Here is a 22,135-nt window from a genome sequence, read left to right on the forward strand (position 1 = left end):
AACGACAAATTGAGCAAGGATCTTGGTCGAATGACGGCGCGAGACCTTATGGATATCGGATTGATTCGCTCCGATATCCCTCGAATTACGCGTGGGGCACTGCCACCAACGGATCGCCCTTTGCAGTAGTTGGCGCTGATCGGCAAGGAAAACTTTGCTACCTGATCTCCGGGGGTGTTCTCGGATGTCGGCTATCGTGCCGCCGACGGGCCAGATACTGTCGAGCTGTTTCCTGGCGCCCCCAGGTGGAATCGAACCACCAATTCGCCCTTAGGAGGGGCGTGTTATATCCATTTAACTATGGAGGCAGCGAGCTGTTTTCAGCAGCAGGGGCGCATTGTACCGGGCGGGAGCGAGCTTGTGATAGATTGCGCGGTACTAATTAAAACAGGGGGATTCATGCTTCAATCATTTCAAAGAAGGCCGATTGCCCAGCAGTTGATTTTGGCTACCGTGCTGGCGTTGCTGCTGGTTTTTACATTGATGGCATTCATCGTGCAGAAGAAAGCGGATGGCGCAGCGTTGGCAGTTGCCGAGCATAATCTGGCGCATGAAGCGAAGCTGATGGCGGGGATGCTGGATTCGTTGTACGAGGCGGTGCGCGAACGAGGCAACCGGCAGTCGGATTTCTTCCTGAAGTATCTTGGCGCTGAGCCATCGATCAGCAGTGAGTCGGTGCGTACCGGTGAGGTGGACTTGCCGCTGATCCGCCTGGGGAGCGAGATACTCAATGGTAACGAACGCATTTTGGCCGCTTTCAAGGCGTTGACCGGAGAAGAGACGGCATTTCTGGTGTTCAAGGACAACAAGGTCTATCGACTGAACACGCTGTTGCGTTCGAAGGAAGGCAAGCCCATGCACGGCGTGCCTTTGCCGGATGCCGATCCGGTGGCGCGTTCCTTGTTGGCGGGCAAGGATTACCAGGGGCTGGCGATTCGCGCCGGTAAATACAATTTCAGCACGGTTCGCCTGCTGCGCGACGCTTCCGGCAAGGCATGGGGTGCCTACTCGGTACGTATTTCCCTGGAAGATGAACTGAAGCGGATGCGCGGCTTGTTCGGTGGCCTGGTTGCCGGCAAGACGGGTTACGTTTATATCATCCGGCCGACCGATGAAAAGGGCGTTGGCGAATTCGTGCTGCATCCAAAGTTCCAGGAAAAGCAACTGGCCGAGGTGGAGTTGCCGGCGACGGCGCGGACGGCGGTTACCGAACTGCTGGCGCGCAAGGAAGGGGTGTTCCGTTACCTGATGCCGGATGCAAACGGCAAGGAACGGGAAAAGCTGATTGTTGCGGCGACCTCGGCTGGCTGGGGGTGGACGGTGGCGACCGGTAGCTGGCAGGACGAGTATCTGGAGGAAAGTCATGCCTTGCGCAACCTGTTCATCGGGATCAGCGTTGTTGCTGCCCTGTTGTTGAGCATCATCGTCTTTGTTCTGGTGAGTGCCCGACTGCGCGGTTTGGGTGTCATGGTGCAGGAAGTGTCGCGGCTCAGTGCCGGTGATTTGCGGGCAACCGTTCATGCGGCAGATCCGGGCAGTCGTAACGAAGTGCATGTGATTGCCCATGCGTTCAACGAGATGGCGCAGGGAATGCGTCAGCTGGTGGGCGGTGTGGCCAGCACTTCCGGTCAGGTTGGCGGTGCGGCCAATGAATTGCAGGAAGCGGCCCGTCTGGCCATGCAGGGTTCGGAGCAGGCGGCACAGTCGGCCTCGGGCATTGCCGCATCGGTCGAGGAGTTGTCGGTCAGCGTGTCGCATGTGGCAGAAAATGCAGACCACGCGGCGCGAATTTCGGAAGACACCAAGGCCGTGACCGAAACGGGTCGCCTTGTGGTGGGCCGGGCAATGAGCGAACTGGAACGGGTGGCAAACGATATTGGCGAATCCGCTACGCTCATTGAGTCGCTGGGTGACCGCTCGAAGCAGATTTCCAGTGTGGTCGGCGTGATTCGCGAGATTGCCGAACAAACCAATCTGCTGGCGCTCAATGCCGCCATCGAAGCGGCGCGGGCGGGTGAGCAGGGGCGCGGATTTGCCGTGGTGGCCGATGAAGTGCGCAAGCTGGCGGAGCGAACTTCCATGTCGACGCAGGAAATCGCCTCGACCGTGAATGCCATTCTGGAAGAAACAGCCCGTGCCGTGGCGCGCATGCAGAGCGTCAGCGCCAATATGAGCGGTAGTGTCGAACTGGCCCGCGAGGCCGGTCAGGCGCTGGAAACGATTGATCAGCGCGCCCAGCAGACGGTGACCGTGGTGCACGTCATTGCCGACAGTACCCGTGAGCAAAGTGCGGCCAGCCAGGAAATCGCCCGATTGGTCGAAAGCATTGTCCAGTCGGCCGAGGGCACCAGCAGCCGAGCACAACGCAACAGCGAACGGGCGGTCAATTTGCAGCGTCTTTCGGCCGAACTTCAGGCACAGCTTTCGCGCTTTACCACCTGAGCGGATAGAATCCTGTTCTTCCCAACGCGGCGCCTTGCGGGGCGCCGTTTTTATTGCCGACGATGCCCTATCTCAAACTCTCCGATGCCTGCCTTGCCTACGGCCACGTGCCGCTTCTCGATCACGCCGATTTCCTGCTCGATCCGGGCGAACGCGTTGCGCTGATCGGGCGCAACGGGACGGGTAAATCCTCGCTGCTTGCCGCCATCGCGGCCGGTACCGGCAAGAGCCGGCTGGACGATGGCGAAGTCTGGGTGCAGCCCGGCATTCGCGTCGGCTATGTGCCGCAGGAGCCACCGTTCGATCCGGAAGCGACGGTTTTTGAAGCGGTGATTTCCGGCATGGGCGAGACGTCGACCCTGCTCGCCGAGTATCACGATGTGTCGCACCGGATGGCTGAAGGCACCGGCGATCACGATGCGCTGCTGGCGCGCATGGACACCTTGCAGCATGAGCTTGAGGCGCGTGGCGCCTGGGCGTACGAAGCGCAGGCCGAGCGGGTGATTGCCCGCTTCAGCCTGGACCCCGAAGCGCCGGTCGGCAGCCTGTCCGGCGGCCAGAAAAAACGTCTGGCGCTGGCCCAGGCGCTGGCCGTGGCGCCCGAGGTGTTGCTGCTCGACGAGCCGACCAACCACCTCGACATTGCCGCCATCGAATGGCTGGAAACGCTGCTCATCGAGAGCGGCGTTACCTTGCTGTTCATCACCCACGACCGTTCGTTTCTCGATCGCGTCAGCACGCGCATCGTTGAACTGGATCGCGGCAAGCTGGCCAGCTTTCCCGGTAATTTCAGCCAGTATCAGCAACGCAAGGAAGCCATGTTGCACGAAGAGGCGCTGGCCAGTGCACGCGCCGACAAGCTGCTCAAGGAAGAGGAAGTCTGGATCCGCAAGGGCGTCGAAGCGCGGCGCACGCGGGCGGTGTTTCGCGTTCAGCGCCTGGATCGGCTGCGCGCTGAACGGCAGGCGCGCCGTGAGCGCATGGGCAAGGTCAATTTGCAACTCGATGCCGGCGACAAGAGCGGCAAACTGGTGGCCGAGCTCGACAAAGTGTTCAAATCCTACGGTCAACGGCCCATCGTGCGTGATTTCTCGACGCGCATCCAGCGCGGCGACAAGATTGGCCTGATCGGGCCGAACGGTGCCGGCAAGACGACGCTGCTGCGGCTGATTCTCGGCGAACTTCAGCCGGACAGCGGTGTGGTTCGTCAGGGAACGAAGATGGAAATTGCCTACTTCGACCAGTTCCGCACCCAGTTGAATCCGGATTCGACCTTGTCCGACGTGATTTCTCCCGGCTCGGACTGGGTCGAGATCGGCGGTGCACGCAAGCACGTCATTGGCTATCTGGAAGATTTCCTGTTTGCGCCGGAACGTGCCCGTTCGCCGGTCAGTTCCTTGTCTGGCGGCGAGCGCAACCGCTTGTTGCTGGCCCGCCTGTTCGCCAAGCCGGCCAATGTGCTGGTGCTCGACGAACCGACCAACGACCTTGATATCGATACGCTGGAACTGCTCGAACAACTGCTGCAGGACTACGATGGCACCTTGTTCCTGGTCAGCCATGACCGGACTTTCCTCGACAACGTCGTGACCCAGACGATTGCCGCCGAAGGTGACGGCGTCTGGAAGGAATATGCCGGGGGTTACAGCGACTGGGCCAATTACAAGGCCAGCCTGGCCAAGGCGGCGAGTGAGAAAGTAAAGGCCGAGGCGAAGACTGAGGCCAATCCGGGCAGCAAATCGGCCGGCAAGCCCGTGGATGCAGCCAAAGCGAAGGTCGACAAGCTTTCCTGGAAGGAACAGCGCGAGCTGGAAACCTTGCCGGAAAAGATCGCCGGACTGGAAGCCGAGCAGGCCGATTTGACGCAGAAACTCGAAGATCCGGCGCTTTATCAACGCGATCCGCAGGCGGCACAAAAAGCCTCCGAGCGCCTGGCCGCCATTGATGATGAGTTGATGGCTTGCCTTGAACGTTGGGAAACGCTCGAGGCCCGTGCCGGGAACCCCGGTTGATTTGTCGACTCGAAGCCCGATGAACTCAAGCTCAAATCAATGGCGTACCCCGCTGATCATCATGATCGCCGGCTGCATCATCCTGACCCTGTCGATGGGCGTACGCCATACGGCGGGCCTGTTCCTGCAGCCGATGACGATGGATCACGGCTGGAGTCGGGAAACTTTCTCCTTTGCCATCGCCTTGCAGAATCTGGTCTGGGGCCTGGCATCGCCATTTGCCGGCGCACTGGCCGACCGGCATGGTGCCGGGCGCACGGTGCTGGGCGCAGCGGTGTTGTACGTTATCGGGCTGGTCCTGATGTCGCAGGCCGCTTCCCCATTGGCGTTCGATCTGTCGGCCGGTGTGCTGATCGGGCTGGGGCTCTCGGGAACGACCTTCGCCGTCATCATGGGCGTTATCGGTCGCCATACGACGCCGGAAAAGCGCAGTCTGGCGCTGGGTATCGCCAGCGCCGGCGGTTCTTTCGGCCAGTTTGCCGTGCTGCCTATCGGCCAGGCGCTGATTTCCGCTTATGGCTGGCAGAGTGCGCTTGTCCTGCTGGCGGCGGGTGTCGGTCTGATTGCGCCGCTGGCGTATGCGTTGGCCGATGGTCACAAGCCGGCTGCCAACAGCGGCCAGTCGATAGCTGAAGCCTTGCGTGAAGCCAGCGGTCAACGCAGTTTTCACTACCTTTTTTGGGGCTACTTCGTCTGCGGTTTCCAGACTGCCTTCATCATGCTGCATCTGCCTTCGTTCCTGGTCGATGGCGGCTTGAGCGCCAATGTCGGGATGACGGCCGTCGCCTTGATCGGATTGTTCAATATTTTCGGCTCTTTCCTGTTTGGCTGGGCTGGCGGCAAGGGCAGCAAGAAAAATCTGCTGGTCCTGATTTACGCGGTGCGCGCTGTGGTCATCCTGGTTTTCATGCTGATTCCGCTGTCGACCGCAAGTGCCTGGCTGTTTGCTGCGGCAATGGGCGTTCTGTGGCTGGGCACGGTGCCGCTGACCAACGGTCTGGTGGCGCAGATTTTCGGCTTGCGTTACATGTCGATGCTGACAGGCGTGGTGTTCCTGGGCCACCAGTTGGGCAGTTTTCTCGGTGCCTGGCTGGGCGGGCGCATCTTCGATGAAACGGGTTCCTATGGCCTGGCCTGGACGATTGCTATCGTGCTGTCGGTGCTGGCTGCGCTGTGTTCCTGGCCGATCAACGAACGACCGCTGGTACGCCAGGAAGCAAGGGCGTGAAATCGGGCTTGAAAAATCCGGCGGTGAAATGGTTTCTCGCCGGCCTCGGTTCTGCGCTTTCCGTGGTCGTTCTGGTGCTGATCTTTCTGGCTTATCAGCACCCTGGATTGCTGCTTGACTGGACCAACATCAGTTACTGCGGCTGAGCCTCCTGTGCCGTCGTTGTCCCGGTCGTTACGGATTGCCCGAGGCGCTGGCGGATGATTTCCGGTTTCAGGTTGAGCAGCGCCGCGATATCGCGGTAATCGTCCGGTAGCGCCGGGTCGTCCCAGCCGTGGGCCGAGTGACGAGCCAGCCGGACCGCCAGCGCGACGTTGCGGACGCGGGCCAGGTCGGTCGGATGATCGTCAATCAGGCGGGCGAGCAGGGGCGGCAGGTGCCAGACCTTGCACAAGGCGAGTTGAATGTCCTGGAAACTGAGGCCGAGCGTCTGGATTTGGGCGTCGCTGCTGCGCATGGTCGGTTCTGCTTGTTGCCGGGCGAGAATTTCCAGCCCCAGTTTCGGGGCGAAGCACCAGACCAGAATTTCCGCCAGATCGTGTAGGAGCGCGGCAATCCGGATTTCTTCCAGGTTCATGTCGTGCCGCCAGAGCGACCACTCGTGGGCGTATTCGGCCGCCCGCTGGGCGCGGCGGATGACGTGCAGTACGCCGAGCAGGGCGTGCGGATCATGGCCGGCCAGCGCATCCTCGATGGTTGGCAAGGATTCGAAGCGGCGGAAAAAAGGCAGGATGCCCGACATCATGACGGCCCCGGCAATCGTCGTGATGTCGTGCGGCAAGGAGCGCCCGTGATAAGGCTGGATATAGGCCAGTACCCGCACGGTCATGATCGGGTCATGCAGGATGACGCGCGCCAGTTCGCGGGCATCGACCCGGTCGATGTCTTCGCGCATTTCGGCCAGATGGCGCTTGGTGGCGCGAAGTACCGGCAAACTGCTGTTGCTGAACAGCAGCACCCAGGCATCGCGGTCCGGCAGCGGATGGTCGATCATTTGCATGGCATTCCGAAAAAGCGTTGGGGCAGTTTAAGGGCGGCGGCTGTGCCGGGCAAGCTGTCGAACATGACATAATCGCGCCTTCGCGAATCATTCAAGTTCTGTCATGCGCTATCTGATCGTTCCGGTTACTCCCTTTGAGCAAAATTGCACCATTTTCTGGTGCGAAAGCACGCGCCAGGCGGCGGTGATCGATCCGGGCGGCGATGTCGATCGCATTCTCAAGGCGCTGGCCGACGAGAATCTGACCCTGGCCAAAGTGCTGGTGACGCACGGCCATATCGATCACGCGGGCGGCGTGGCTGCCCTGGTGGCGAAAGTGGCGGTGCCGATCGAAGGGCCGCATGAAGAAGATCGTTTCTGGATCGACGGGATGCCGCAGCAGAGCAAGATGTTCGGTTTTCCCAACGTCGAGAGCTTTACGCCGGATCGCTGGTTGAAGGATGGCGATAAAGTCTGTTTTGGCGAAGTTGAACTCGATGTGCTGCATTGCCCGGGCCATACGCCGGGTCACGTGGTGTTCTATCACGCGCCTAGCCAACTGGCTCAGGTCGGTGACGTGCTATTCCAGGGGTCAATCGGACGTACGGATTTTCCGCGTGGCGATCACGAGACGCTGATTGCCTCGATCAAGAACAAGTTGTTTGCGCTGGGCGATGCGGTGGATTTCGTGCCGGGGCACGGGCCGATGTCGACGCTGGGCGAAGAGCGTCGCTACAACCCCTTCCTCAGTGCCCGATTCGGTTGATGCGCTGACTCAGGCGGCTTGACGGATACGACTGGCCCAGCTCAGCGCATCGATCTGGGCCTTGAGAAAGTCGTCTTTGTCGATCGCCAGCTCTTCCAGTAAACGGTCGGCAGTCGCGAGATTGCGGCTATCGGCGATTTCCAGGGCTTGCAGCAGTTTGCCGGCTGAGCCGGCATGGTGCGCCAGGGCTTCGATTGCCGTTTCGGAAATCGGCAGTTGCAGCAGGATTTCCGGCATCGAAATGCCCAGCAGTATATCCAGCAGCGAAAAGCAGCCGATCATGAAGGCGTTGTCCGGCAGATTGGGCAAATCCGGCAGCGGCTCAAGTTTTGGGGCCAGCAATTCCATCAGGCGGCCGCGAACGGCTGCTTTGTAAAGCAGCGGATTCGGGTGTTGCCCATCGTCGGGATCGGCATAAATCAAAAGTTGCAGCCAACGCTCCAGCGGACGCCGGCCGAGCAGGTTGATGGCCTGGGTGAAACTGGTAATCGGTGTGCGTGGTGCAATGGCGGCTGAATTGACCAATCGCAGCAGGCTGTACGACAGTTTGGGTTCCTGGCGAAAAATTTCGTTCAGGTCTTCGGTGTCGGCGTCCTGGGCGATCAGGGCCAGCAGTTCCAGCATTTTCTGGCGCGAAGTGTCCGCTTTTTTACCCGGTGCCGAATGCGTCAGCAGGAATTCACCCGTGTAAAGTGTATAGGCGTTGCTTTGCGCCCAAGTGTGGTCGCTGTAATTTTGTACGCCGATGGCAATAATGGTCGTGCGCGAGGCCAGACCATGCAGGGCAAAGGGGGGCAGGGTGCGGGCCTGGGCCGGCGGAACAAAGGCATAGTCCCAAGCGCCGGGGGCGGGTAGCTTGCTGTTCGGTGGAACGTGCAAAGCCAGTTTGCGTTTTGCCTTGCGCAATTCGGTTTCCTGCGCCTTGATTGCCTCCATGCCGAGTTGTTCACCGGCAAAGCAGGGAATGATCTGTTCCGGGCCGGGATTTTCGAATCCGTCTGCCGGGACGAACCACGGGTGGCGTTTGTCGAATCGCGGAAATTGGGGATGTTGAACAATGCCCGTTGTCGTCCCGGCCAGCGTCGCGCCGGCCGCATGTTCAACCAGATAACCGGCACAGCTATCGTCCTGGGTGAGCAGGGGGTGGATGAAGGAATATCCGAGGGGCATTGTTTTCGGTTTTTGGTGGATGGTAGTCGATTTATGGTAACAAATTCATCGTCTCGAAGGACGGCTTCAGTATCACAATTTCCGTCGTTATTTGCGGTCGACCGCAGAAAGGTGCGAATTTAAAGATGCTTCCCGATTACTGGATGAAAGCTTCCCGGGCATTGTCCGATGCGGATCCGTTGATGGCCGAATTGATCGAGCGGCATGCCGGTGCAAGTTTGTCGTCGCGGGGCGATCCTTTTGCCACGTTGGCCCGTTCGATTGTCGGGCAGCAGATTTCGGTGAAAGCGGCCGATGCCGTGTGGGGACGTTTCGTTGCCCAGATTGTGGTCTTGACGCCCGATCATCTGTTGCGCCTTGGTCCAGCCGGTCTGGGCGGGTGTGGCCTGTCGCAGCGCAAGATCGAATACCTGGGGGATCTGGCGGCGCATTTTGTCGACGGTCGGCTCGATCCGGCGGCCTGGGCTGGGTTGGATGACGAAAGCCTGATCGTTGAGCTATGCAAAGTTCGCGGAATTGGCCGGTGGACCGCAGAAATGTTCCTGATTTTCAACCTGATGCGTCCGGATGTTTTTCCGCTCGATGATGTGGGCTTGCAACGTGCCGTCTTTGACCGCTACTTTGCCGGCCAGAAGCAGTCGCGGCAGGCTCTGGCGGAATTCGGCGAGCGCTGGCGGCCATGGCGTTCGGTGGCGACCTGGCACTTGTGGCGCAGCCTTGATCCGGTGCCTGTCGCGTACTGACTGCTTACCCTTTTGGCCTTTGGGGTAAAATGCGCGCCAACTTCAGAACCGAGCAATCCATGAAAATTAGTTTTCTCGATTTCGAGCAATCCATTGCCGACCTCGAAGCAAAGATTGAGCAGTTGCGCTTCGTTCAGGACGATTCCGCCGTCGATATCTCGGAAGAGATCGGGCGGCTGGAGAAAAAAAGCGCTCAATTGACCAAGGATATCTACGCCAAACTCACGCCATGGCAGATTTCCCAGGTCGCCCGTCATCCGCAGCGGCCTTACACGCTGGACTACGTACAGCACATCTTTACCGATTTCGAAGAGTTGCACGGCGATCGTGCCTTTGCCGACGACCATGCCATCGTCGGCGGTCTGGCCCGCTTCAATGGCGATCCGGTGATGGTGATCGGCCACCAGAAGGGGCGCGATACCAAGGATAAAATCTACCGCAATTTTGGCATGCCGCGTCCGGAAGGCTATCGCAAGGCCTTGCGCCTGATGAAACTGGCCGAGAAATTCGGTCTGCCGGTGATGACTTTCGTCGATACGCCCGGCGCTTATCCGGGCATCGGGGCCGAGGAGCGCGGTCAGTCCGAAGCCATCGGGCGCAATCTCTACGTGATGGCCGAGTTGAAAGTGCCCATCATCGTCACCATCATCGGTGAAGGCGGTTCTGGTGGTGCGTTGGCCATTGCCGTCGGTGACAACGTGCAGATGCTGCAGTATTCGACTTACTCGGTGATCTCGCCGGAAGGCTGTGCCTCCATCTTGTGGAAGAGTGCGGAAAAAGCTTCGGAAGCCGCAGAAACCATGGGCATCACGGCGCAGCGCCTGAAAACCCTGGGTTTGATCGACCGCGTGGTCAGCGAACCGCTGGGCGGGGCGCATCGCGATCACGTCGCCATGTCGACCAACCTGAAGAAAGCCTTGCAGGATTCGCTGAAGCAATTGTCTGCCTTGTCGGTTGAGGCATTGCTGGCGCAGCGTTACGAGCGTCTGATGAGTTATGGGCGTTTCAAGGAACAGCCTGCAGGCTGATCTCCTCGGGCGGCTTGAGGCTTTCGCCGCCGCCCGCCTTACTGCTGGCGATGCCGTATATGTTGGCCTGTCTGGCGGTTGCGACTCTGTCGTCCTCTTGCATTTGCTGTCGCGTGCCGGTTTGGCCGGGCGTCTTGCGGCAATTCATGTGCACCACGGCCTGTCGCCCAACGCCGATGCCTGGGCCGATTTTTGTTCGGCCTGTTGTCAGTCGTTGGGCGTGCCGCTGATTGTTCGTTCGGTAAACGTTGAGCGCAATAGCGGCCACGGACTGGAGGCGGCGGCGCGGCAGGCGCGCTACGCTGCGTTCAGCGAAAGTCTGCCGGCCGGTGCTTGTTTGCTGCTGGCCCAGCATCGTGGCGATCAGGCCGAAACCGTCTTGTTCAATCTCTTGCGGGGCGCCGGCGTGGCGGGGGCGGCGGCGATGCGTGACGAGCGTGCCCAAGGGGCGTTGCGCTTGTTGCGGCCCTTGCTCGATGTCAGTCGCGGCGAGATTGAGGCTTATGCGCGCCAGTACGGATTGCGCTGGATTGACGACGAGAGTAATGCCGATACGCGTTTCACGCGGAATTTTCTGCGTCATGAGGCGTTGACCGCAATAAATCAGCGTTTTCCGAATGCCGAGGTGGCTTTGGCTCGCGCGGCAGCCAATTTTGCCGAGGCGAGCGATTTGCTCGATGAACTGGCGGCCGAGGACTGGCAACGGGTGGTGGACGGTAAAACTGGTACTGAAACGGCACGCCTAGTGGAAATGCGCAGTTTGTCGCTGGCGCGCCTGAAGAATCTGCTGCGCTGGCGTCTGCGCCAGCTCGGCTGGCAGGTTCCGGTGGCGGCGCGTCTCGACGAGTTTTCCCGGCAATTGATGACTGCCGCGCCGGATCGTCATCCGGAACTCGTTCTACCTGCCGGAACAATGCGTCTGGCGCGCGGTCGCTTGCACTGGAGTGCTTTGGAATAAGAAACTCTTGTAGCGTGCCTTTCAACTGGCGGAAGGCTTCAGTTACAATCGACCAATTACTTTCACGCAAACAGGCCATGATTACCGGATCCCTTGTCGCTATTGTGACGCCCATGCACGAGGATGGCAGCCTCGATTTGAATTCCCTGAAGCAGTTGGTCGACTTCCATGTGCAGGAAGGGACCGATGCAATCGTCGTCGTCGGCACCACGGGCGAGTCGCCCACGGTCAACGTCGAAGAACACTGCGAATTGATCAAAGTGACGGTCGACCATGCAGCTGGCCGGATTCCGGTGATCGCCGGGACAGGCGCCAATTCGACAGCCGAAGCCATCGAACTGACCCGTTTCGCCAAGCAGGCCGGCGCTGACATGGCCTTGTCCGTGGTGCCCTATTACAACAAGCCGACGCAGGAAGGTCTCTATCGCCATTTCAAGGCGATTGCCGAGGCCGTTGAGTTGCCGGTGCTGTTGTACAACGTACCGGGTCGCACGGTGGCCGATATGTCGAACGACACCATCCTGCGTCTGGCCGATGTGCCGGGGATCGTTGGTGTCAAGGATGCGACTGGCAACATGGATCGTGCTTACGATCTGATCGCTCGCGCGCCGAAGGGGTTTGCGCTGTATAGCGGCGATGATCTGACCTGTGTCCTGTCCATCCTGCTCGGCTTCCACGGCAACATTTCGGTGACGGCCAATGTGGCACCGCGCCTGATGCACGAAATGTGCGTTGCGGCAGCGGCAGGTGACTTGGCCAAGGCCAAGGAAATTCATTTCAAGCTTTTGGGTTTGCATCGCGATTTGTTCTGCGAAGCCAATCCGATCCCGGTCAAGTGGGCTGTTCAGCAGATGGGTCTCATGCCAAACGGCATCCGTCTGCCACTGACCTCGCTGTCCGAAGCCAATCAGGCGCGCGTGCTGGCCGCGATGCGCCAAGCTGGCATTACTGCCTGACGGAGTTAAAAAAGATGAATCGTCGGATTTCCGGCTTCACGCTGTGCCTAGTCGCAGTTTCACTCGCTGGTTGCGGCATTTTGCCCGATTCGCGCAAGATCGATTACAAATCAGCCGGCAAGGTTTCCACGCTGGAAGTTCCTCCCGATCTGTCGCAATTGACTCGGGATGACCGCTATCTGGTGCCTGACGATACCGGCAAGGGCGCGGCCACGTTTTCCGCCTATTCAGCGGAGCGCAGCCCGGAAGCTCGGGCTGGTCAGTCAGTCGTTTTGCCGCAGGTCGACAAGGTGAGTGTAGAGCGCTCGGGCAACCAGCGCTGGCTGGTCGTCGCCATGCCACCTGAAGCCTTGTGGGACAATATCAAGGATTTCTGGCAGGAAACCGGCTTCATCGTCAATGTTGAGCGTCCTGAAGCAGGGGTGATGGAAACCGATTGGGCAGAAAACCGGGCCAAGATTCCGGACGACTTCCTGCGTAATACGCTGGGTAAGCTGCTCGACAGCCTTTATTCGTCCGGCGAACGTGACAAATTCCGTACCCGTCTGGAGCCTGGAAGCGTCGCTGGTACGACGGAGATTTACATCAGCCATCGGGCGATGGAAGAGGTTTATACCTCGTCAGCCAAGGATGACACGCGTTGGCAGCCGCGGCCGGCCGACCCTGAGCTGGAAGCTGAAATGCTGCGCCGTTTGATGGTGCGTCTGGGGGCTGAAGAGCGGCGCGCTGAAGTTGCAATGGCCGTACCCAAGGCCGAACCGCGGGCTCGCTTGGGCAGCGCTGAAGATGGCAGTGGAAAGCTGGAAGTTTTTGATCGTTTTGACCGCGCTTGGCGTCGTGTCGGTCTGGCGCTGGATCGTGTCGGATTTACCGTTGAAGATCGTGATCGTTCGCGCGGTTTGTACTTTGTCCGCTACGTCGATCCGGAAGTCGATAACGCCAGCAAGAAAAGCGATGGCATCTTGTCCAAGCTGAGTTTCTGGAAGAGTGCTGATTCAGCGACGGTCAAGCGCGAACAATATCGCATTTATGTGGCCGATGTTGCTGGTCGTTCCAGTGTTCAGGTGCTGACCAGTGAAGGCGGGACAGACAAGTCGGAAACGGCTCGAAAAATACTCGGCTTGCTGCAGCAGCAGTTGCAGTAACTTCCCTGCTGGATTCCGTGGGCCTTGTGCCTGCGGAATTTGTATTCGGAGAAATAAAAAACGGGGCAAATGCCCCGTTTTTTACTGGCAAAAAGAAGATTACTTCTTTTCTTCAGCGGCCGGAGCGGCAGCCGGTGCAGCAGCCGGAGCGGCGGCTTGGTCAGCAGCCGGTGCAGCGGCCGGAGCAGCCGGAGCGGCGGCTTGGTCAGCAGCCGGAGCAGCAGCCGGAGCAGCCGGGGCCGGAGCGGCAACAGGAGCCGGTGCCGGAGCAGCAACAACCGGCTCTTCTTTCTTACCGCAAGCGGTCAGGGCGATGGCAAACAGGGCAGCGGCGAGAATAGACTTGGTCATGAAATTTCCTTATCGACAAGAAGCTAAAAATCCGAAAAATTTATCGGTTCGGCTAACGCCGATCCGTGCAAAATTATAGCGCAAAACAAATTGCTGCAATGCAGCGTAAGACAGGAAGTTTATAAACCTAGCGGTTTTTCCAGCAGATTTTTGTTGGATTCCTGCCAGATTTCGTCAAATCGTTTTGCATAAGGTGCAATGTCATTTGGTTCATCAATGATCAGGACGCTGCGCGGCAGATTTTTTTCCAGGCGAACCAAGGCATGCATGCCATCAACGAGGAGCATATTGTCTCTAAGGTGGGCCAGTGCGTTCGGTGTTTGTCTAACTTCCACCCGATGCTCCCAGGTGGTGAAAAACTGCTGGAGTCGTGGAGTATGCGCCTGGAAGTGCGAGGTTTCGCGCAACACAATGCGTAGCGGGTGATCGCCGGGCCGGGCAAGCAGGCTGCTCAAGGTGGCCAGGTGTTCGAGTGAGTCGAGCTTGAGTGCCTTCAGGTCTTCGTCGTAGATCTGCAAGCGGTGTTTGACCAGGCCCAGCAAGCGTTCAACTGCTGCGCCATAATCGGTCCAGGATTCGATGAGTTCGCGAGACATGGCGTCAAGTTTAACCGATTGATAAAATTCGTGCTTTTCTTGGAGTTGACCGTGCCGACCGGAACTATCGAATCGCTGGACCATGAGGCACGGGGCATTGCCCGTCAGGATGGCAAAACCATTTTTGTCGACGGCGCATTGCCGGGCGAAATCGTCGAATATGCCAGCTTCCGGCGGAAGGCGAAGTACGAACTGGCGCATCTGGTTCGCGTGTTGAAACCATCGGTGGCCCGGGTCGATCCGTTATGTCCGCATTTTGGCATTTGCGGTGGTTGTGCAATGCAGCACATGGAGCCTTCTGCGCAGATTGCTGCCAAACAGCGCGTGCTTGAGGATAGCTTGTGGCATATCGGACGGGTCCGCTCGGAAACCATCCTTCCCCCTATTCACGGCGCGCCTTGGGGGTATCGGCATCGGGCCCGCTTGGGAGTGCGCAAGCCGGACGCTCGCGGCGGGATGCTGATCGGCTTTCATGAATGGCGCAGTAGTTATATCGCTGATATCCGTAGTTGCGCAGTTTTGCCACCACATGTTTCTGATTTGCTGATGCCGTTGCGTAGCCTGTTCAGCGCGTTATCGATTGTTGATCATTTGCCTCAGCTTGAGGTTGCCGTGGGGGAGCATTGCACGGCGCTGGTTTTGCGTATTCTCCAGTCGTTGAGTGCAAAAGATGAAATATTGCTGCGCGAATTTGCCGATCAGCATCAGGTGGTGATTTACCTGCAGCCCAAGGGGCCGGATACCGCTTATCGCTTTTACCCAAAGGCTGGGCCGCGCCTTTCTTACACCTTGCCGGAGTTCGGTCTTGAGCTTGATTTTCGACCGACCGATTTCACCCAGGTCAATCATGCCGTCAATCGAGTCATGGTGCGTCGGGCCTTGCGTTTGCTCGATCCACAGCCGGGCGAGCGAATTGCCGACATGTTCTGCGGACTGGGGAATTTCACCTTGCCGATCGCCCGCTCGGGCGCTTCTGTTCTCGGGATCGAAGGGAGTGCCGGCCTGGTCAGCCGTGGGCGCGAGGCAGCCAAAGTGAATGGGGTGGGGCATCTGGTTGATTTTGCGGTGGCCAATCTGTTCGAATGCACTGAGGCATCGATTGCCGGGCTGGGACATTTTGACAAGATGCTGATCGACCCACCGCGCGAGGGGGCACAGGAACTGGTCGGATCATTGGGAGAAGACGGGCCGCGGCGGATTGTCTATGTCTCATGCAATCCCGGCACGCTGGCGCGTGATGCAGGAGTGCTCGTCACTTTAAAAGGCTATCGCTTGAAGGCCGCGGGTATCGTCAATATGTTCCCGCACACGGCGCATGTCGAATCCATCGCGCTGTTCGAGCGCCCATGAAAAAGGGCGGCCGTAGCCGCCCCAAGATATTTTTTCCGATCAGATTCAGTCGCGTTCGCCGGTAAAAGCCATGATCAGGTTCAACAGGCCAACGAAAACGTTGTAAATATCAAGGTAGACCGCAAGCGTTGCGCTGACATAGTTGGTTTCTCCACCCTGAACGATGCGGCTGATGTCATACAGGATGTAGGCCGAGAAAATGCCGACGACAGCGGCGGAGATCGCCAGCGACAGGGCTGGGATCTGGAAAAAGATATTGGCGATGCCTGCCAGCAGGACAAGGATGACGCCGGCAAACAGGAATTTTCCCATGCCGGTGAAGTCGCGGGATTTCACACTGGCGACGCTGGCGAGTGTGAAGAAAATCGCTGCCGTACCGCCAGCAGCCAGCGAAATCATCGAGCCGCCATTGGAGAAGCCCAAGGCAACCTGCAGGATGCGCGACAGCATCAAGCCCATGAAGAAAGTGAAGCCAAGCAACAGGGCTACGCCCAAGCCACGATCCTTGTTTTTCTCGATGCCCCACATGAAGCCAAAAGCGACACCAAGGAACAGCATGAAGGAAATGAAGGGGCTGCCGGCAAAGAAGCTGAACTGCATCTGAATGCCGATCAGTGCGCCAATGATGGTCGGTACCATGGAAACGCCGAGCAGCATGTAGGTGTTGCGCAGGACGCGGTTTTGCTGCGTGGCCAGCGTGGGTGAGCCTGAGTGGGCAAGATCAAAATTGGTGTTCATGTGCGAAATTCCTGTGTGCGGTTTCTACAGAATCTAAGACTAACGGACTGCGCTGAAAGTTTCAAACAAAAGTGCCAACAAACAACTGCTTATCCGGCGCAGCGCCTGTGTTATCATGCGCGCCGCACGTTGGTCGGTGATGAGGATGTTTCGCTGATCTGATGTTTGCGGGGGTTTGGCAGAGTGGTCGATTGCACCGGTCTTGAAAACCGGCATACCGAAAGGTATCCAGGGTTCGAATCCCTGAGCCCCCGCCAGAAACGCTGGCCTATACGGCGCACTGGCTGTGCGCTGCCAATCCTTTTTTTTAGTAGCCGTAGCTTGACGGTTGATTTCGCCATCCATTCTGGATGGCTGTCAGGCCATGCTGGCCAGCGCATCCATCAAGTCGGAGTTGTCATTGGTCAGAGCGCCAGCGTCGATCATGCCATTCTGGGTTTCAACGTGAGCCACGTAGCCATGTTCACGCATGATATCTGCCCAGTTTTCCGCCATTTCTCTGGACGTGTGCCAAGGGCCGCGCTCCACAACGGGATGGGTGCTGCCATTGCGGTATTGGGTAACAACGCGAAACACGGGTTCATGCCTGATGGTGGTGCTTGATTATATGCTGCGTTGGGTGCTGTCTTATCAAGCTTAGTCTGCATTCTTGCCTTTTTGCCAAAGTACGTCGCCGCGCCCCCCGGCAAGGTTGAGTGTACGCCCAAGGATAAACAACAGGTCGGACAGGCGATTGATGTAGCGGCGAGCCGGTTCCGAGATGGCTTCAGCCTGATGCAGGCGGACCATGGATCGTTCGGCACGTCGGCAGATGGTGCGGCATAGGTGGGCCAGAGCCGCCGGACGAGTGCCGCCGGGCAGGATGAATTCCTTGAGCATCGTCAGGTGGGCATTGAATTCATCGGCTAATTCTTCGAGGCGAGCAACTTGCGCGTCTTTCATGATCGCCATGCCGGGCAGGCAGAGCTCGCCGCCAAGATCGAATAAGTCGTGCTGGATATCAAGTAGCGCACTGTGTACTTTTGGGGGGAGTTCTTCGCAGAGCAGCAGGCCGATGGCGGAGTTGAGTTCGTCCACTTCGCCAATGACATCGATGCGCAAGCTGTCCTTGCTGGTCCGGCTGCCATCGCCCAAGCCGGTGGTGCCGGCATCGCCGGTGCGGGTGACAATTTTCGACAGGCGATTTCCCTTGCGCTCGCTGCCCTGTCCTGCTTCGATTTCCTGACTCACTGGCGTTCTCCTTGTTGTGCTGCGAATTATACTTTCGCTCTCTCCGTACAGACTGTCGCCGCCATGCCAAAGTTCGCTGCCAACCTCAGTTTTTTGTTTGCCGATCGACCGTTTCCCGAGCGCTTTGCGCATGCTGCGGCGTGGGGTTTCGCTGGTGTCGAATATCTATTCCCCTATGATTGGCCCGCGCATCAAATTGCGGCTTGCTTACAGGCTGCTGGTGTGGAGCAGGTTCTGTTCAACCTGCCGCCCGGGAATTGGGCGGCTGGGGATCGTGGTCTGGCTTGCCTGCCTGGCCGGCGTGGCGAGTTTATCGAAGGGGTCGAGCAGGCAATGGATTACGCTGTCCAGCTCGATTGTCCGCGCGTACATTGCATGGCCGGGTTGCGGCCTGCTGGTGTGGCTGAGACAGAGTTGGCTGCGACCTACATTGCCAATGTGCAATTTGCTGCCGATCGTTTTGCCGAGATCGGTGCGACGGTGATGCTTGAGCCGATCAACAGTCGTATCGACATGCCAGGCTACTGGCTGGATGATGTTGAAAAGGCTTTTTGCCTGCTGGCGGCCGTTGACCGCAGTAATGTGAAATTGCAACTTGATCTCTATCATGCGCAGATTATTCAAGGTGATCTGGCGCGGACACTGGAAGCGAACATCGATCGCATCGGCCATATTCAAATCGCCGATAATCCAGGCCGGCACGAGCCGGGGACTGGTGAGATTCACTACCCTTTTCTGTTTAGCCTGCTTGATCGTCTTGGCTACGCCGGTTGGGTTGGCTGTGAATACAAACCCCTGACGACGACCGAGTCCGGATTGGACTGGTTGCCGCGTTAAACCGCAGCGCCCCGCTTGCGTCGGGTAGCTGGGGAGATCAATCGGGGATCTATTGTTTTTTCGGTGCATCCCGCTTCACAGAGGGTTTATTGGGCTATTACTTTTGGCATATTTTCCCTTGCCGGTTTAAAATGTCAGGATGTGTTGTAACTAATTGGCTCTGGGTCGAGTGCAGCTAAAAATCAGCTTATTGCCTGTTTGCCACTGAAATATGATTTAAGAGGTCTTCGCATGAGCAAGGGATTTTCCGTGCAGGAAATAACGCAATCCCTGGGAAAAGAGGATGCGGACCGCGTCCGTCGTGTGCTGGAAGGCGGGATCAAGATCCCGGCTCAGCCGCGTGTGCTCGAAGAGTTGCGCCGGCTGATTGCCCGTGAGGAAATGGATGTCCGGCTACTGGCTCGGGTCATCAATCAAGATGCCGCAGTGACAGCCATGCTATTTACCGTGGTTGGCAATCCGGCTTATCGCCAGCATCAACCATTTACTTCCATCGAACAAATCTTGCATGCAGTTGGCGTCAAGCAAACTTACCATCTGGTCCAAGCCATTGCCTTGATCGGGGCGGCCAGTGTGCGTAAGGAAAAGCGCGTTTACGAAGCATTTTGGGCGCGTTCGCAATCGGTTGGGCAACTCGCCATGTTGATTGCCGATGAGCGTATTGCCGTCTGTAATCTTTTCCCCGATCAGGCTTACCTCGCCGGGATTTTTCATGCTTGTGGCGTGCCCTTGTTGCTGCAGCGTTTTCCGGCCTACTGTCATGAAATGCGCTTGGCCATCCCGGGGCATTGGGCGGACTGGCGCGAGGAAGATAGGAAATTTAATACCGATCATGCTGTAGTCGGCTATCTGGTAGCTCGTCACTGGTGTTTACCGGGCTTTATCTGCGATGCAATTCGTTACCAGCATTCCATGGCTGAACTGGGTGACCATGAAGCACGCAGCATGGTCGCAATCCTGTTGTTGGCTATCGAAATACATACGCGCGATCAGCGTATTCCCAATACCGAATGGGAGGGCATCAAGTCTGATGTTCTACCTGAACTGGGCTTGGATGATGACTCTTTGCCAGAGTTTGTCGATATCATCCTTGAGCGCTACCATGGCGGCGATCTGGCATGATGTTCATGCTGCTGCCTACCTGATGTCGGAACGATGGGGGAGTGAATGCCGTTAGTCGTTGATGCGTGTGTTGCGCAACATCAAGGGGATCGCAAGGAGCAGCAGGATCGGGTTCTCCTTGTCTCGCATCCTCGCAAAAAGGGGGTTCTGCTTGCTGCTGTCGCCGATGGAATGGGCGGTCATGCAGGTGGTACGCTGGCCGCCGAGCAGGTGATTCATACGGCCAAGTCCAACCTGGACAGATTTTCCCCCGCAGAGGAAAGTGCTTGTGGCATGCTGGAAGGCAGCATGCGTGAGGCGCACACCATGATCAAGATGTCGCGCTGCATCAACGAAAAGGAACCGCATAGTACTGCCGTGATGTTGTTGTTGCAGCCCAACCGGGTCAGTTGGGGATATTGTGGTGACAGCCGTCTGTATCATTTTCGTGGCGCCAGTTTGCTGTCGCGTACGGTCGACCACTCGCTTGTCGAACATTTGGTTTCTGTCGGCCGAATTACGCCAGAACAGGCTTTGACCCATCCGCAGCGAAATGTGTTGCTGACTTCGTTGGGCGGGCTGGACGAGCCTCGCTTCGACTTTTCGGAAACGCAGGATTTTCAGGCAGGCGACAGCTTCATGCTGTGCTCCGATGGCATATGGGCCTACTTCAGTGATGATGAAATCGGCGACTTGCTGGCGGCGAATACGGCGCGTGCTGCATGTGAAGAAATTATCAGCCTGGCGCGTCAACGGGCGGCTGGGCGGGGTGACAATTTGTCGCTGGCCGTTATCCGGTTGGTTGCGGTTGAAGCACCCAAGAAAAAACTGCCCGCAGGGTTTGTCCCGCGGGCTAAGGAATTGATGAGCTGAGTCATCTGGGCTGGCATCTGCGTTACAACATCCGATGGATGGCTGCTTGTGCGATTTCACCCGACGAGCGGACCGGCTTTTTGACCGGTCCCTCTGTGTTCAGAGTTTGCGACCCAAGCCGCCAAGCAAGGCAGCAACCACACGTTTAGGCTTGTGTGGATCGGTTTTGGCGGGGGCGTTCGGAGAGTCCGGCACTTCGCCATGCGGCCGCGTTTCCTCGTAAGGTTTGCTGAAATCGAAACCGTCAGCCGCGATCATCGGATTGCGCCGGGCCGGGCGGCGGTCGTTGCGCTCCGGACGCTCGTAGCGTTCGTTACGATCACTGCGCTCGGCACGCTCAGGCCGGCTGGCCAATGGTGCCTTGACCGGCGGCGCAACGCGTTTCCGCTTGTTGCCCGGTGGGTATTCATATTCCGGCTCCGGTTCGAAACCGGCAACTTCGATCTGCTCAATCGGTCGTTTGATCAATTTTTCGATATCGACCAGATAGACCACTTCGTGGGCGCTGACTAGTGAAATGGCGTTACCCATCTTGCCGGCACGACCCGTGCGGCCAATCCGGTGTACGTAATCTTCCGGGGTGTGCGGCAGTTCGTAGTTGATCACGTAGGGCAGGTCATCGACATCCAGGCCGCGCGCAGCGACGTCGGTCGCGATCAGCGCGTCGGTTTCGCCGCCCTTGAAGGCTTCGAGTGCCTTGATCCGTTCCAGTTGGCTTTTGTCGCCGTGGATGGCATCGGCTTTGATACCGGCGCGTTGCAGTTCGCGCGTCAGGCGTGAGCAACCCTGCTTGGTCCGACAGAAGACGATGCACTGGCGGATTTCACCGGATTTCAGCAGCTTGGTCAGCAGGCCGCGCTTGCCGTATTCGGATACCGGGTGCACGCGGTGCGTGATGGTGTCGGATACCTGGTTGCGGCGGGCGACTTCGATCAGTACCGGCGACTTCAACATGGTGTCGGCCAGCTTCTTGATTTCTTCCGAGAAAGTGGCCGAGAACAGCAGGCTCTGGCGCTGCGCCGGCAGCATGTTGAGGATGCGGGTCACGTCCGGGACGAAACCCATGTCGAGCATGCGGTCGGCTTCGTCAAGGACCAGTGCCTGGACGGAGTTGAAGCTGACGCTCTTGTTTTCAACGTGGTCGAGCAGTCGACCGGGGGTGGCGACGAGGATTTCGACGCCCCGCTTCAGTTCGGCAATTTGCGGCTTGATATCGACACCACCGTAAGCGCACATGGCGCGGATCGGCGTGTGTTTGCAATAAGTTTTGACCGACTCGTAGACCTGCATGGCCAGTTCGCGGGTTGGTGCCAGGATCAGGGCGCGAACCGGGTGCTTGGCCGGTGAGGGGCTGCTGCTGGCAAAAGGCAGAATGCGTTGCAGGATTGGCAGGGTGAAGGCGGCCGTCTTGCCGGTGCCGGTTTGGGCACCACCCATGATGTCCTTGCCGCTGATGATCAGGGGAATGGCCTGAGCCTGGATCGGTGTGGGTTTGGTATAGCCTTCGTCGAGTACGGCGCGCAATAGTTCTGGCGCCAGGCCAAGGTCGGCAAAGGTAATTTCGGGCACTGCATCGGCAGCGATGATGATGGCGTTCTCGCCAGCTAACGTATTGATTTCAGACATGGGTCA

The 22,135-nt window shown here is 58.3% G+C and carries 22 protein-coding genes and 2 tRNA genes; 15 read left to right on the plus strand and 9 right to left on the minus strand.

The genetic code is table 11. The features are described from left to right. Positions 1 to 233: 233 nt before the first annotated feature. Positions 234 to 308, minus strand: a tRNA-Arg gene (locus tag RCI20_RS05675). Between the two features lie 91 nt (positions 309 to 399). On the opposite strand from RCI20_RS05675, the gene RCI20_RS05680 reads away from it, so the two are divergent. The 4 genes from RCI20_RS05680 to RCI20_RS05695 all read left to right on the plus strand — a co-directional run bounded on the left by RCI20_RS05680 (position 400) and on the right by RCI20_RS05695 (position 5,828). Next, positions 400 to 2,442, plus strand: coding sequence for a methyl-accepting chemotaxis protein (locus RCI20_RS05680; protein WP_306603598.1), 2,043 nt, complete (start codon positions 400 to 402; stop codon positions 2,440 to 2,442). Between the two features lie 62 nt (positions 2,443 to 2,504). Then, positions 2,505 to 4,454, plus strand: coding sequence for an ATP-binding cassette domain-containing protein (locus RCI20_RS05685; RefSeq protein ID WP_306603599.1), 1,950 nt, complete (start codon positions 2,505 to 2,507; stop codon positions 4,452 to 4,454). A gap of 19 nt (positions 4,455 to 4,473) precedes the next feature. Next, positions 4,474 to 5,682, plus strand: coding sequence for an MFS transporter (locus RCI20_RS05690; RefSeq protein ID WP_306603600.1), 1,209 nt, complete (start codon positions 4,474 to 4,476; stop codon positions 5,680 to 5,682). Then, positions 5,679 to 5,828 (plus strand): hypothetical protein, encoded by a 150-nt coding sequence (locus tag RCI20_RS05695; RefSeq protein WP_306603601.1) that lies wholly within the window; start codon positions 5,679 to 5,681, stop codon positions 5,826 to 5,828. The genes RCI20_RS05690 and RCI20_RS05695 overlap by 4 nt, the downstream gene beginning before the upstream one ends. On the opposite strand, the gene RCI20_RS05700 is transcribed toward RCI20_RS05695, so the two are convergent. After that, positions 5,816 to 6,682 (minus strand): HDOD domain-containing protein, encoded by an 867-nt coding sequence (locus tag RCI20_RS05700; protein WP_306603602.1) that lies wholly within the window; start codon positions 6,680 to 6,682, stop codon positions 5,816 to 5,818. The genes RCI20_RS05695 and RCI20_RS05700 overlap by 13 nt on opposite strands. A 103-nt stretch (positions 6,683 to 6,785) precedes the next feature. Here RCI20_RS05700 and RCI20_RS05705 point away from each other — a divergent pair, with 103 nt between their 5' ends. After that, the gene (locus RCI20_RS05705) at positions 6,786 to 7,427 is read left to right on the plus strand and encodes an MBL fold metallo-hydrolase (RefSeq protein WP_306603603.1); all 642 of its coding nucleotides are present in this window, start codon (positions 6,786 to 6,788) and stop codon (positions 7,425 to 7,427) included. Positions 7,428 to 7,436: 9 nt separating this feature from the next. On the opposite strand, the gene RCI20_RS05710 is transcribed toward RCI20_RS05705, so the two are convergent. After that, positions 7,437 to 8,597, minus strand: coding sequence for an EAL and HDOD domain-containing protein (locus RCI20_RS05710; RefSeq protein WP_306603604.1), 1,161 nt, complete (start codon positions 8,595 to 8,597; stop codon positions 7,437 to 7,439). A gap of 143 nt (positions 8,598 to 8,740) precedes the next feature. On the opposite strand from RCI20_RS05710, the gene RCI20_RS05715 reads away from it, so the two are divergent. The 5 genes from RCI20_RS05715 to bamC all read left to right on the plus strand — a co-directional run bounded on the left by RCI20_RS05715 (position 8,741) and on the right by bamC (position 13,427). Beyond that, positions 8,741 to 9,340: a DNA-3-methyladenine glycosylase gene (locus RCI20_RS05715; protein ID WP_306603605.1), complete on the plus strand. Its 600-nt coding sequence runs from the start codon at positions 8,741 to 8,743 to the stop codon at positions 9,338 to 9,340. A 59-nt stretch (positions 9,341 to 9,399) separates the two neighbouring features. Then, the gene (locus RCI20_RS05720; RefSeq protein ID WP_306603606.1) at positions 9,400 to 10,368 is read left to right on the plus strand and encodes an acetyl-CoA carboxylase carboxyltransferase subunit alpha; all 969 of its coding nucleotides are present in this window, start codon (positions 9,400 to 9,402) and stop codon (positions 10,366 to 10,368) included. Continuing rightward, positions 10,337 to 11,326, plus strand: coding sequence for a tRNA lysidine(34) synthetase TilS (gene tilS / locus RCI20_RS05725; protein WP_306603607.1), 990 nt, complete (start codon positions 10,337 to 10,339; stop codon positions 11,324 to 11,326). The genes RCI20_RS05720 and tilS overlap by 32 nt, the downstream gene beginning before the upstream one ends. 77 nt (positions 11,327 to 11,403) lie before the next feature. Then, positions 11,404 to 12,282, plus strand: a complete 879-nt coding sequence (gene dapA / locus RCI20_RS05730) for a 4-hydroxy-tetrahydrodipicolinate synthase (protein ID WP_306603608.1) — start codon at positions 11,404 to 11,406, stop codon at positions 12,280 to 12,282. A 14-nt stretch (positions 12,283 to 12,296) separates the two neighbouring features. Beyond that, positions 12,297 to 13,427, plus strand: coding sequence for an outer membrane protein assembly factor BamC (bamC, locus tag RCI20_RS05735; protein ID WP_306603609.1), 1,131 nt, complete (start codon positions 12,297 to 12,299; stop codon positions 13,425 to 13,427). A 99-nt stretch (positions 13,428 to 13,526) separates the two neighbouring features. On the opposite strand, the gene RCI20_RS05740 is transcribed toward bamC, so the two are convergent. Both RCI20_RS05740 and RCI20_RS05745 read right to left on the minus strand, forming a co-directional pair. Beyond that, positions 13,527 to 13,778 carry a hypothetical protein gene (locus tag RCI20_RS05740; protein ID WP_306603610.1) on the minus strand — a complete coding sequence of 84 codons (252 nt, stop codon included), beginning with the start codon at positions 13,776 to 13,778 and terminating at the stop codon, positions 13,527 to 13,529. Positions 13,779 to 13,897: 119 nt separating this feature from the next. After that, the gene (locus RCI20_RS05745; protein ID WP_306603611.1) at positions 13,898 to 14,374 is read right to left on the minus strand and encodes a hypothetical protein; all 477 of its coding nucleotides are present in this window, start codon (positions 14,372 to 14,374) and stop codon (positions 13,898 to 13,900) included. A 51-nt stretch (positions 14,375 to 14,425) separates the two neighbouring features. On the opposite strand from RCI20_RS05745, the gene rlmD reads away from it, so the two are divergent. Beyond that, the gene (gene rlmD, locus RCI20_RS05750; RefSeq protein WP_306603612.1) at positions 14,426 to 15,724 is read left to right on the plus strand and encodes a 23S rRNA (uracil(1939)-C(5))-methyltransferase RlmD; all 1,299 of its coding nucleotides are present in this window, start codon (positions 14,426 to 14,428) and stop codon (positions 15,722 to 15,724) included. Between the two features lie 45 nt (positions 15,725 to 15,769). Here rlmD and RCI20_RS05755 read toward each other — a convergent pair whose 3' ends face one another. Beyond that, positions 15,770 to 16,462 (minus strand): Bax inhibitor-1/YccA family protein, encoded by a 693-nt coding sequence (locus tag RCI20_RS05755; RefSeq protein WP_306603613.1) that lies wholly within the window; start codon positions 16,460 to 16,462, stop codon positions 15,770 to 15,772. A gap of 169 nt (positions 16,463 to 16,631) precedes the next feature. On the opposite strand from RCI20_RS05755, the gene RCI20_RS05760 reads away from it, so the two are divergent. Next, a tRNA-Ser gene (locus tag RCI20_RS05760) sits at positions 16,632 to 16,719 on the plus strand. A gap of 100 nt (positions 16,720 to 16,819) precedes the next feature. Here RCI20_RS05760 and RCI20_RS05765 read toward each other — a convergent pair. Then, positions 16,820 to 17,038 (minus strand): hypothetical protein, encoded by a 219-nt coding sequence (locus RCI20_RS05765; protein ID WP_306603614.1) that lies wholly within the window; start codon positions 17,036 to 17,038, stop codon positions 16,820 to 16,822. A gap of 60 nt (positions 17,039 to 17,098) precedes the next feature. Then, positions 17,099 to 17,692, minus strand: coding sequence for a cob(I)yrinic acid a,c-diamide adenosyltransferase (locus RCI20_RS05770; RefSeq protein WP_306603615.1), 594 nt, complete (start codon positions 17,690 to 17,692; stop codon positions 17,099 to 17,101). A 63-nt stretch (positions 17,693 to 17,755) separates the two neighbouring features. On the opposite strand from RCI20_RS05770, the gene hyi reads away from it, so the two are divergent. The 3 genes from hyi to RCI20_RS05785 all read left to right on the plus strand — a co-directional run bounded on the left by hyi (position 17,756) and on the right by RCI20_RS05785 (position 20,503). Continuing rightward, a complete protein-coding gene (gene hyi / locus RCI20_RS05775; protein ID WP_306603616.1) occupies positions 17,756 to 18,529 on the plus strand; it encodes a hydroxypyruvate isomerase in 774 nt (257 codons plus the stop codon). Positions 18,530 to 18,760: 231 nt separating this feature from the next. Next, positions 18,761 to 19,651, plus strand: coding sequence for an HDOD domain-containing protein (locus RCI20_RS05780; RefSeq protein ID WP_306603617.1), 891 nt, complete (start codon positions 18,761 to 18,763; stop codon positions 19,649 to 19,651). Between the two features lie 45 nt (positions 19,652 to 19,696). Beyond that, positions 19,697 to 20,503, plus strand: a complete 807-nt coding sequence (locus RCI20_RS05785; protein WP_306603618.1) for a PP2C family serine/threonine-protein phosphatase — start codon at positions 19,697 to 19,699, stop codon at positions 20,501 to 20,503. A 99-nt stretch (positions 20,504 to 20,602) separates the two neighbouring features. On the opposite strand, the gene RCI20_RS05790 is transcribed toward RCI20_RS05785, so the two are convergent. Then, positions 20,603 to 22,063, minus strand: a complete 1,461-nt coding sequence (locus tag RCI20_RS05790; protein WP_306603656.1) for a DEAD/DEAH box helicase — start codon at positions 22,061 to 22,063, stop codon at positions 20,603 to 20,605. Positions 22,064 to 22,135 lie beyond the last annotated feature (72 nt).

This window comes from Azonexus sp. (assembly GCF_030824335.1).
Classification (GTDB): Bacteria; Pseudomonadota; Gammaproteobacteria; order Burkholderiales; family Rhodocyclaceae; genus Azonexus.

What these genes read in the sequence shown, in the direction of transcription:
- RCI20_RS05780 (WP_306603617.1), top strand. Translation starts at nt 18,761, where the DNA reads ATGAGCAAGGGATTTTCCGTGCAGGAAATAACGCAATCCCTGGGAAAA.
- RCI20_RS05710 (WP_306603604.1), bottom strand. Translation starts at nt 8,597, where the DNA reads ATGCCCCTCGGATATTCCTTCATCCACCCCCTGCTCACCCAGGACGAT.
- RCI20_RS05745 (WP_306603611.1), bottom strand. Translation starts at nt 14,374, where the DNA reads ATGTCTCGCGAACTCATCGAATCCTGGACCGATTATGGCGCAGCAGTT.
- RCI20_RS05720 (WP_306603606.1), top strand. Translation starts at nt 9,400, where the DNA reads ATGAAAATTAGTTTTCTCGATTTCGAGCAATCCATTGCCGACCTCGAA.
- dapA (WP_306603608.1), top strand. Translation starts at nt 11,404, where the DNA reads ATGATTACCGGATCCCTTGTCGCTATTGTGACGCCCATGCACGAGGAT.
- RCI20_RS05705 (WP_306603603.1), top strand. Translation starts at nt 6,786, where the DNA reads ATGCGCTATCTGATCGTTCCGGTTACTCCCTTTGAGCAAAATTGCACC.
- hyi (WP_306603616.1), top strand. Translation starts at nt 17,756, where the DNA reads ATGCCAAAGTTCGCTGCCAACCTCAGTTTTTTGTTTGCCGATCGACCG.
- RCI20_RS05785 (WP_306603618.1), top strand. Translation starts at nt 19,697, where the DNA reads ATGCCGTTAGTCGTTGATGCGTGTGTTGCGCAACATCAAGGGGATCGC.
- RCI20_RS05680 (WP_306603598.1), top strand. Translation starts at nt 400, where the DNA reads ATGCTTCAATCATTTCAAAGAAGGCCGATTGCCCAGCAGTTGATTTTG.
- RCI20_RS05690 (WP_306603600.1), top strand. Translation starts at nt 4,474, where the DNA reads ATGAACTCAAGCTCAAATCAATGGCGTACCCCGCTGATCATCATGATC.
- RCI20_RS05740 (WP_306603610.1), bottom strand. Translation starts at nt 13,778, where the DNA reads ATGACCAAGTCTATTCTCGCCGCTGCCCTGTTTGCCATCGCCCTGACC.
- RCI20_RS05755 (WP_306603613.1), bottom strand. Translation starts at nt 16,462, where the DNA reads ATGAACACCAATTTTGATCTTGCCCACTCAGGCTCACCCACGCTGGCC.
- RCI20_RS05700 (WP_306603602.1), bottom strand. Translation starts at nt 6,682, where the DNA reads ATGCAAATGATCGACCATCCGCTGCCGGACCGCGATGCCTGGGTGCTG.
- tilS (WP_306603607.1), top strand. Translation starts at nt 10,337, where the DNA reads ATGGGCGTTTCAAGGAACAGCCTGCAGGCTGATCTCCTCGGGCGGCTT.
- RCI20_RS05685 (WP_306603599.1), top strand. Translation starts at nt 2,505, where the DNA reads ATGCCCTATCTCAAACTCTCCGATGCCTGCCTTGCCTACGGCCACGTG.
- bamC (WP_306603609.1), top strand. Translation starts at nt 12,297, where the DNA reads ATGAATCGTCGGATTTCCGGCTTCACGCTGTGCCTAGTCGCAGTTTCA.
- RCI20_RS05715 (WP_306603605.1), top strand. Translation starts at nt 8,741, where the DNA reads ATGAAAGCTTCCCGGGCATTGTCCGATGCGGATCCGTTGATGGCCGAA.